The organism is Blautia sp. 210820-DFI.6.14 (assembly GCF_020558815.1).
Taxonomy (GTDB): Bacteria; Bacillota; Clostridia; order Lachnospirales; family Lachnospiraceae; genus Blautia_A; species Blautia_A obeum.
On the sequence record NZ_JAJCKS010000024.1, the window covers coordinates 42,444 to 48,849 of the forward strand.

A 6,406-nucleotide genomic window follows, 5' to 3' on the forward strand; every position below is an offset into this window, starting at 1 on the left:
GGGAAGTACTTATGATAAATGATTTTTCTGTAGACATGAATGAATATCTGCCATTACGCGATGTTGTATTTAATACACTCCGTAAAGCAATTTTAAAAGGTGAACTGAAGCCAGGAGAACGACTGATGGAAATTGCACTTGCAGAACGTCTTGGTGTCAGCAGGACTCCGGTAAGGGAAGCTATGCGAAAACTGGAACTGGAAGGTCTGGTTGTGATGATTCCCCGAAGAGGTGCACAGGTTGCCAATATCACAGAGAAAGATCTGAATGATGTTCTGGAAGTTCGAATTGCTCTGGAAAATCTTTCTATTGAAAATGCATGTGCACGTATGACAGAGGAACAGCTGGCGGAATTGTGGAAAGCGGCCAAAGACTTCGAAGCAACTATGGCAGAGGGTAATCTGGTCAAGCTTGCAGAGGCCGATGTGGCATTTCACGAAGTGATTTATAAATCTTCTGATAACAGAAGACTGAATCAGGTATTGAATAATCTTCGGGAACAGATTTATCGTTACCGTGTGGAGTATCTGAAGGATGAAGAGACAAGAAATCTTCTCGTCAAAGAACATGAAGAAATTTACGAAGCAATCCGTAATCGTGATGTAAAACAGGCACAGGAGATTTCCTATCAGCATATTGAGAATCAGCGGGAGGCGATCATACGGTCTATCCGTGAAGAGACACAGAACCGACAGGTTCATAAATAAAACGGTCAGCAGTGTCTGCACACATAAAATCTTATAATCTGGTTATTCTAAAAGAGATGCATAAAGTGTATCTCTTTTTTTATTCTCAATTTTATTATAGCAGGTATCTGTCTTCAGGAGGAAATGATGAGAGAAGCAGTAGAAGGACCAGTAAAAGAAACAGAGCAGATCAGGATTTCGTCAAATCTGAGGGATAATGAGATATATATCCGAAAGCAATGCGAAAATTGTGCAGATATTCTGGTACGTCCGATGCGTCTGGGAGAAGATCGTAAAGTGGACTGCCTTATGGTTTATATTGAAGTTACGGTATCGAATATGATGCTGGATGATTCAGCGATTGGAAAAATGATCAATCATTTCTGGAAAATACCGCCGGAAAAAATACAGGAATTTCTCAAAAATAACAGTCTGGGCATTGCAGATGTGCAGAAACTGGAAAATATGGATGAAGTTTTTGGAGCAATCCTGTCTGGAAATGCAGTGTTTTTTATAGATGGTTACAATAAGGCAATGAAAATCTCCAGCAAAGGGTATCCGGATATGGGAGTCTCTGAGGCAGAATCAGAAAAGGTATTGCGTGGTTCCAGGGAAGGTTTCTCAGATTCGGTAAAGACAAATTCTGCACTTGTACGCAAAAGAATCCGTGATACCCGAATGAAAGTAGAAGAATATCAGAGTGGAGTCCGTTCCAATACAACGATTCAGATACTGTATATCGAAGATCTGGTACATGAAGAACTTCTGGAAGAGGTCAAAAACAGGCTGGAGGAATACAAAATAGATGGAATTCTGGACAGTGGAATGCTGGAACAGCTGACTGAGAAACCTTGGTATTCGCCTTTTCCGCAGTATCAGGTGACGGAACGCCCGGATCGGACGGCACTGGAACTTCTCAATGGAAAAATCGCACTTCTGTGTGATAATTCTCCGTCTGCCCTGATCCTGCCAGGTGCATTCAGCAGTTTTATGGAGAGCAGTGAAGACTGGTATCATCATTTTGAGATGGCAACATTTCTTCGAATACTGCGTTATCTGGCATTGCTGACAGCAACATTGCTTCCGGGATTGTATCTGGCAGTGATCCGGTTTCATACACAGATATTGCCAACGAATCTTTTGCTGTCTTTTGCAGATGCAAGGGAGGGAGTACCTTTTTCAAGTGTGACAGAACTGGTTTTACTGGAACTCGCTTTTGAACTGATACGGGAAGCCGGAGTCCGGGTACCCGGTGCACTTGGAAATGCAATCGGAATAGTAGGCGGCCTGATCATAGGAGATGCGGCAGTCAGTGCCAATCTGGTAAGTCCTATTGTTGTTATGATCGTAGCACTTACGGCACTTGGATCTATGGTCATACCGGATGAAGAATTTGCAGCTGCTTTTCGCCTGCTGAAATATGGATTTTTGATTCTGGGAGGCTATCTTGGAATATATGGAGTTGTCCTTGGCATCTATCTTACAGTATCACATCTGTCAGGACTGTTGAGCTTTGGAATACCGTATCTGGTGCCTTTTGTGGAAGAACAATCCGTTAGACAGACAGGTAATGGTATTTTTCGAATACCTTTCAAAGCCAGAAAATACAGGCCGGTCTATGCAAGAAAGGAACAGAGTATCCGTCTGCGAAAGATTACAGACAGGAAGGAGCGTGAATCATGAAGTATGCAGAAAACAATCGTATATCACACAGACAGTTGTATCATCAGATTATACTTTCTTTTCTTGCACCACTTCTGATCTGTATTCCGGGATATAACGGAGAACAGGGAATGTCTGGAACAGTGGGCATCATGGCTGCAGTTCTGATCCTTTTGCTGTATGTTTTTTTTCTGATAAGAACTTCTTATTGTTATGCAGATCCTGTAAAAATAATGGGAAAGCTGAAAGGCAGCCTGTTGGGAATCTTTTTTTTAATATATCTGATCATGACAGGAGTTTATATTCTTTCACTCATTGAGCAGATCGTACCGGTGTGGGCAGTATCAGGGATTGCAGCCGGATGGCTGATTTTCTGGGCGGTTGTAGTCTGTGCATATGGTGCGGATCATGGGATGCAGCGCAGAGGGCGGATGGCTGGTGTCTCGGGAGGGATTTTTTTATTTGTGATCATACTTATGCTGCTGTTGTGTATCGGGCAGGGGAATGCAGAATATTTGAAAGAAATGCTGCGGGAAAGTCGATTGTGGGGAAAGGAGATCGTTTACAGCACGTATGATGTGGTGTGTGCTTTTTCGGGAATCAGCCTTCTTCCGTTTGTATTGCAGAATGTGGAAAAAAGAGGAAATTCCGGCAAAACTGTAACATCGGCCATTCTAACAGTCAGCGGAATTTTACTGCTTATTCTTTTTATCCTGCCTTCTGTATTGGGGTGGGGACGGATACAGAAAGAACTTTATCCGGTCCTTCCGCTGATGGCAGGAGCAGACCTGCCGGGAAATGTACTTGCCAGGTTTGATGTACTCTGGATTGGTTTTTTATTGTACGGGCTTTTTTTTGCACTGGGAAGCTGTTTCCATTACGGAATGCGTATACTGGATACGGTGCATCTGAGAAGCGGAAAATACTGGATTCCCATAGTAATTTATGCGTTTTCTTTTGTCAGAATAGATGACAGAGGGATCGCAGATTTCTACAAAATGTATCTGGGAACATTTTTTGTTCCGGGACTGGTGCTGATCCAGATCTGTCTGCTTTTCCGGGGACAGAAAAAGAGAAGAAAAAAAACAGCTTCTGCAGTGGCTGTTTTAATGGTATTTATTCTGAGCTGTACCGGTTGTGCCGGAATAGAACCGGAAAAGAGAATGTATCCGCTGGCTATGGGAGTTGATGTGTCTGAGGGAGAATACATTCTGACCTATGCAATGCCGGATCTTCCCAGAGCGACCGGTCAGGGAAAAGAGGAAGAGGATGGCAATCAGACACTCCAGGTCCGTGGGAAAAGTTTTGAGGAAATAAAAAGTCGTTATGAAAGATCCCAGGAAAAATATCTGGATATCGGACATTTGCAGATACTGATACTGAGTCAGGACCTGACTGAAACCGATATGTGGAAAGATTTTTTTGAATATCTCAGAGAAGAACCGCTGGCAGGAGAAAATATATATGTATTTCAGACGCAGGAACCGGAAAAACTGCTGGGCTGGAAGGAAGGTGGAACATCGGTCGGAGAATATATTACAGGTCTTATGGAAAACCGAATGGACAGAGAACAGAAAAATGGTGTGACTCTGCGGCAGGTCTATTATCAGTGGTATCAGAATGGAACTTTAAAGAAACTTCCGAAAATTACACTTTCCGAAGATCAGATCCAGGTCTGGCTGGAATAATATGGCGATTTTGGGGAATACTTCTGAAAGAATATTATTTTGCAAAGCAAATAACAAAAAGAAACAGGAGGTTCCGGGATGAAACAGATATACAAAAAAGAAAACAGAATCCTGCTCTCTATGATAACAGGAATGATAGTCATCAGTCTGCTGTGTGGAATACAATGGAGGGGATCGCAGAAAAATGTTCTGGCATGGTGGGGCAGTATTTATCCGGAGTTCTGTTTTTCAGAATGGGATCAGTATGGCTGCGATGTCGAAAAATTTCCATCAGAACAGAGGCCAAAGATATCCTTCTGGCTTGCGAAAGCTATTGAGAGGTGGTAAGATATCGATATGTTCGGAAAAGTTCATTTTACTTTTTCGAACATATAAAACAGAACTGGAGAATTACATATGAAGATAGATAGAGATGCACCGATCGGTGTGTTTGATTCCGGAGTAGGTGGCCTGACAGTGGCACGTGAGATCATGCGTAATCTTCCTTCGGAAAAGATTGTTTATTTTGGTGATACAGCCAGAGTTCCATACGGCAGTAAATCCAGAGATACGGTTATTCGCTACTCCAGACAGATCATTCATTTTCTGAAAGAACAGCAGGTGAAAGCAATTGTGATCGCTTGTAACACAGCAAGTGCATTTGCGCTTGATGCGGTACAGCATGAACAGGATATACCGGTTCTTGGTGTGATTGGAGCAGGAGCAAAGGTTGCTGCAGAAGAGACGGTCAATAAAAGAGTTGGTGTGATCGGTACGGTCGGCACAGTTGGCAGTGGAATTCACGAAGCTTATCTGAAGAAACTGGATCCGAAAATTACGGTGATCGGTAAGGCCTGCCCACTGTTTGTACCTCTGGTAGAGGAAGGCTGGCTGCATGATCCGGTGACCGTAGAAGTTGCAAACCGATATCTGCAGGAACTGAAAGATAAAGATGTGGATACACTGATTCTCGGCTGTACGCATTATCCGCTGATCCGATCTACGATCCGGGAAGTTATGGGAGAAAAAGTAAGACTGGTAAATCCGGCGTATGAGACGGCTTTGGAACTGAAGAATCTTCTGCAGAAAACAAATATGCTCAGTACCGGACAGCAGGAAGAGGAATTTCCTTATCGATTTTATGTAAGTGATCTTGCAGATGAGTTTAAGGAATTTGCCAATTCGATTCTTCCGTATGATGTGGAAATGACTAAGAAAATTGATATTGAAAAATATTGATAATTATCAGAATCAGGAGAGATATATGAAAAAAGATGTACTTATACATGTACGCGGACTTCAGATGATGGATCCGGAAGAGGAACAGGAACCAATCGAGATCGTTGTCCCGGGACAGTATTATTATCGAAATGGAAGCCATTATCTTCGTTATGAAGAAATGATGGACGATACGGCAGAACCGACGGTCAACTATATCAAGATGTCGGCGCAGGGAGTGGAAGTCCGCAAGCAGGGGCAGGTAAATGTACATATGGTTTTCGAACAGGGTAAGAAAAATATGACATTTTATTCTACACCGTTTGGAACACTTCAGATGGGGATTGCAGCAACCGGTTTGGAATTGCAGGAAGAAGAGGATAATATTCATCTGAAAGTTGATTATGCACTGGATATGAATGAGGAACATGTGGCTGACTGCTATCTTACGGTTCAGGCACAGTCCAGAGATTCGGAGAATCTTATATTGTAATAAGTATTGATAGAACTAAAGAAAAAAAAGAAATGCCTGGGAGATGATTCTCTCAGGCATTTTGCATGTGTCCTTATTTGTTGAGTAATCTTTTGAAAAAGCCTTTTTTCTTAGGAGCCGGTGTTTCCAGGGAACCACGGATTCCTTTAACGCCAACGATATATAAACCGCTGACTTCGGCCTTGACTTCTTTTTTGACCGGAATCTGATCAAAAACTTTTTCATCTGCGATCAGAACGGAGATCTTTGGTCCGACTTTTGCTTTAACGATTGGCAGTTTGGAACGGCGCATCAGCTTCGGTGCCTGGTCGATCACCATCTGAGGAAGACCGGATTCTTTTAACGGAAGTCGCTTCTTATCAATAATCAGCATAGAAACGGTTTGCTTAGCAGCTTCAATCTGGGCCTGCTGTTCTTCTTGTTTCTTCTGAGCCTTTTTTCCAAAGAAATAAAGAGCTATCAGAGCAGCGATCAGAACGACCAGGATCACAAGAAGGACGATGGTAAGTGTACTCATAGATACCCTCCTCAATATGTAATTTACAAACTTATGTCATGCGAATTATATTCTAACATCATTTATTACAAAAGGCAAACAAATTCATAAAATTCCATAAAGAACAGGTGTAGGATTACAATACATGTGTTACAACTGAATAATTAAAAAGCGGAAATACCTT

7 protein-coding genes are annotated in these 6,406 nt (G+C 42.3%); 6 read left to right on the forward strand and 1 reads right to left on the reverse strand.

What is annotated here, in order from left to right; all coding sequences use genetic code 11:
* The first annotated feature begins 11 nt into the window (after positions 1-11).
* The 6 genes from LI112_RS14280 to LI112_RS14305 all read left to right on the forward strand — a co-directional run bounded on the left by LI112_RS14280 (position 12) and on the right by LI112_RS14305 (position 5,726).
* On the forward strand, positions 12-707 hold the full coding sequence (locus LI112_RS14280; RefSeq protein WP_005426219.1) for a GntR family transcriptional regulator: 696 nt from the start codon (positions 12-14) through the stop codon (positions 705-707).
* Between the two features lie 126 nt (positions 708-833).
* Positions 834-2,369 (forward strand): spore germination protein, encoded by a 1,536-nt coding sequence (locus LI112_RS14285; protein ID WP_330415490.1) that lies wholly within the window; start codon positions 834-836, stop codon positions 2,367-2,369.
* Positions 2,366-4,036 carry a GerAB/ArcD/ProY family transporter gene (locus LI112_RS14290; RefSeq protein WP_227190928.1) on the forward strand — a complete coding sequence of 557 codons (1,671 nt, stop codon included), beginning with the start codon at positions 2,366-2,368 and terminating at the stop codon, positions 4,034-4,036. The genes LI112_RS14285 and LI112_RS14290 overlap by 4 nt, the downstream gene beginning before the upstream one ends.
* Before the next feature lie 78 nt (positions 4,037-4,114).
* Positions 4,115-4,363, forward strand: a complete 249-nt coding sequence (locus LI112_RS14295; RefSeq protein ID WP_022388232.1) for a hypothetical protein — start codon at positions 4,115-4,117, stop codon at positions 4,361-4,363.
* 69 nt (positions 4,364-4,432) lie between these two features.
* Positions 4,433-5,254 carry a glutamate racemase gene (gene murI, locus LI112_RS14300; protein WP_118393270.1) on the forward strand — a complete coding sequence of 274 codons (822 nt, stop codon included), beginning with the start codon at positions 4,433-4,435 and terminating at the stop codon, positions 5,252-5,254.
* Positions 5,255-5,279: 25 nt separating this feature from the next.
* Positions 5,280-5,726: a DUF1934 domain-containing protein gene (locus LI112_RS14305; RefSeq protein ID WP_005426244.1), complete on the forward strand. Its 447-nt coding sequence runs from the start codon at positions 5,280-5,282 to the stop codon at positions 5,724-5,726.
* A 73-nt stretch (positions 5,727-5,799) separates the two neighbouring features.
* Here the strand turns inward: LI112_RS14305 and LI112_RS14310 are convergent, their stop codons facing one another.
* Entirely contained in the window at positions 5,800-6,243 is a 444-nt protein-coding gene (locus LI112_RS14310) for a hypothetical protein (RefSeq protein ID WP_005426246.1), read from the reverse strand.
* Positions 6,244-6,406: the final 163 nt, after the last annotated feature.